At 44.4% G+C, this 2795-nt stretch carries 2 protein-coding genes and 2 pseudogenes; all 4 read left to right on the top strand.

Going from position 1 to position 2795, the window contains the following annotated elements; translation table 11 throughout:
• Positions 1-166: pseudogene (locus tag ACE1CM_RS44370) on the top strand (RNA-guided endonuclease TnpB family protein); the annotation flags it as partial.
• A 611-nt stretch (positions 167-777) separates the two neighbouring features.
• Positions 778-2028 carry a reverse transcriptase domain-containing protein gene (locus tag ACE1CM_RS44365; RefSeq protein WP_374885855.1) on the top strand — a complete coding sequence of 417 codons (1251 nt, stop codon included), beginning with the start codon at positions 778-780 and terminating at the stop codon, positions 2026-2028.
• On the top strand, positions 2022-2528 hold the full coding sequence (locus tag ACE1CM_RS44360) for an HNH endonuclease (protein ID WP_374885853.1): 507 nt from the start codon (positions 2022-2024) through the stop codon (positions 2526-2528). Before ACE1CM_RS44365 ends, ACE1CM_RS44360 begins: the two co-directional genes overlap by 7 nt.
• Positions 2503-2795, top strand: a pseudogene (locus ACE1CM_RS44355) (hypothetical protein); the annotation flags it as partial. The gene ACE1CM_RS44360 and the pseudogene ACE1CM_RS44355, both read left to right, overlap by 26 nt.

Below are 2795 nucleotides of genomic sequence, written 5' to 3'. Positions count from 1 at the left end.
AACAAACTTAACTCTCAAGCGAGACAGGCTTCTGCTGAACGGGCTTGGTCTGCAAGACGCTCGATTATACGACAACTGCAAGAAGGGTAAACCAGGTAAAAAGGGTTTTCCACGTTTCAGAAAACACCAAACACATGGTTCCGTTGAATACAAAACCACAGGATGGGTGCGTTCCGTTTCCTCGAAAAACCGAGAATCTAATTTCAAAGTGTACGAGGAGCAAGAGTTCAACCTCTCGTATTGGTTGAATACAACTCTTGACAACTTAATGACCATGAGGGTGTAAATCCCTCTCCATAGGCGCAATGGTTAAAGCGCTTCCCCCATTCTGAACAATTAGCAACTGGCAGGATGAAGCGGGGAAGTTAAGTAGGGGTAAAAACAGTAGCCTAAACTGACATCCCCCTTAGCAGGAATCCATGAGTAACGTAAGTGAAGATGTGCCTGAACCATCGTTAATGTTAACCAGTGAAATAAGGCTGATACACGCTCGTGTCCCAAAAGGGCAAAGGTAGGGAATTGGCAATTCCATCCTTGACCAATAAGCGCTTCCCTTAACCTCGGTGGATAGCATCGCTCTAAACATTCAACCAATGGTCATTAGGAACGAAGTAACTCTCATACATCTCTCAGTAAAAGGTCGATACCTGAGTAGGTAGCTAGCCAAATGATGTAAGAGAGAGGGATTGAATCAGAAGCCAAAGCCTCACCTAACAGTGAGGATAAGCTGACAGATTCACGATTGTTTGGAGGGAAGAGGAACAAGTAGTAGTAAATATGTCTAAGACAGAGTCAAAATTGGCGACTGTGGAATGGAAAGATATTCCTTGGCGTAAAGTCGAGAGAGTAATTTTTAAGCTACAAAAGCGCATATTCCAAGCCTCTCAACGTGGAGATGTTCGAGCAGTCCGCAAGCTTCAAAAGACCTTGATTAATTCTTGGTCGGCTAAGGTCTTAGCCGTGCGCCTGGTAACTCAGGATAACCAGGGCAAGAAAACCGCTGGAATAGATGGGGTGAAGAGTTTAACCCCTAAACAAAGGTTGGAACTTGTTAACAGACTGAGGTTAAACCGAAAAGCAAAACCAACCAGAAGGGTTTGGATTCCCAAGCCTGGAAGAGAGGAAAAACGCCCATTAGGAATACCCACAATGTACGATAGAGTAACCCAAGCTCTAGTCAAAGCTGCCTTAGAGCCAGAATGGGAGGCAAAGTTCGAGCCAAACAGCTACGGATTGGGACCCGGAAGGTCATGTCACGATGCAATTGGAGCAATTTTTAACGCGATTAGGTACAAAGCAAAATACGTGCTAGATGCCGACATCGCCCAATGCTTCGACCGAATCAACCATGATGCACTGCGAGCAAAACTCAATACATTCCCCACGATCCGCCGCCAAATACGAGCATGGTTAAAAGCGGGGGTGATTGACTCGAGCAATTATGCCAATAAGCAAAAAGCTTACAGTCCTACCGAGGAAGGCACACCTCAAGGAGGAGTGGTTAGCCCACTCCTAGCCAACATCGCGTTACATGGCATGGAAAATAGAATCAAGCAATATGCGGCTACCTTGCCCTGTAGACCAGGGTATGGGAAAAAGGTAAATCAAATGAGCCTCAGCCTCATACGCTATGCCGACGATTTCGTGATTATACACGAAGACCTTGCCGTCATCCAAAAGTGTCAACAAATAATAGCAGATTGGTTAAGTGACATTGGCTTGGAACTCAAACCTAGTAAAACAAGGATATCTCATACACTCACTGAATACTCAGGAAAAGTTGGGTTTGATTTCCTTGGGTTTAATATCAGACAATACCCAGTAGGAAAATATCAGACTGGGAAATCCACCAACAAAGAACCACTAGGATTTAAAACCATAATCACCCCCTCCAAGGAAAGTGTGAAGGGACACTGTAAGAAAATTGCAACGAGCATAAAAAAGCATAATACAGCCCCACAAGCTGGATTAATAGCAAGACTTAACCCAGTTATTAGGGGGTGGTACATTGTTTGTATACAGTGGTAAATAAAGAGAGATTTGAAAAAGTTGAAAACATCACCTTTCAACAGCTTTTGGCATGGGCAAAACGTCGATGTAAAAAGGAAAGCAACGCTCGAAAGTACTGGAGAAAAATCTCAGGTAAGAATGAGTTGGCAGCCTTGGATGGATTAAAGCTAGCTAAACACCCTGAAACACAAATAACGAGACACATAAAGGTAAACGGCAGCCAAAGTCCTTACGACGGAAATTGGGTCTACTGGAGTCAACGGTTAAGGAGCCATCCTGAAACCCCAAAAACATTATCTGAGTTGCTGAAAAAGCAAAAAGGAAAATGTTCACACTGCGGTCTGTATTTCACGTCAGATAGTCTTGTGGAAATTCACCATCTAGACAAAAACCGCAAAAATAACAAGCGCACAAATCTGATGGCTATACACAGACACTGCCACGATATCTTACACGCCATGTGGGAACCAAAAGAATGGGAAATAAGGAGCGATGACACTTATGAACTCATCCCCTAACCCAAACCAGGGTAAAGAGGTACACATAACAAGTGCCAAACAATTGAGTCCCCGTGTGCGGGGAAACTTGCAAGCACGGTTTTGTAGGAGAGTGTGGGGAAGCGATTCCCCACTCGACTCCACCGTGCTTTCTTCTTGTCGTAGATACATCACTTTCAGCGATGGGTTTGATGCGGGAACCTTTAAAATGTGGGTCACCCGCGACTTGCATTTCTATCAATTGAAGCAATACAAACGAGTGCGAGTAGTACGGAGATCCGATGGCTA

This window comes from Microseira sp. BLCC-F43 (assembly GCF_041929235.1).
Taxonomy (GTDB): Bacteria; Cyanobacteriota; Cyanobacteriia; order Cyanobacteriales; family Aerosakkonemataceae; genus Microseira.
The sequence above is the reverse complement of the archived record's forward strand: the minus strand, read 5'-3'. Positions and strand labels throughout refer to the sequence as shown.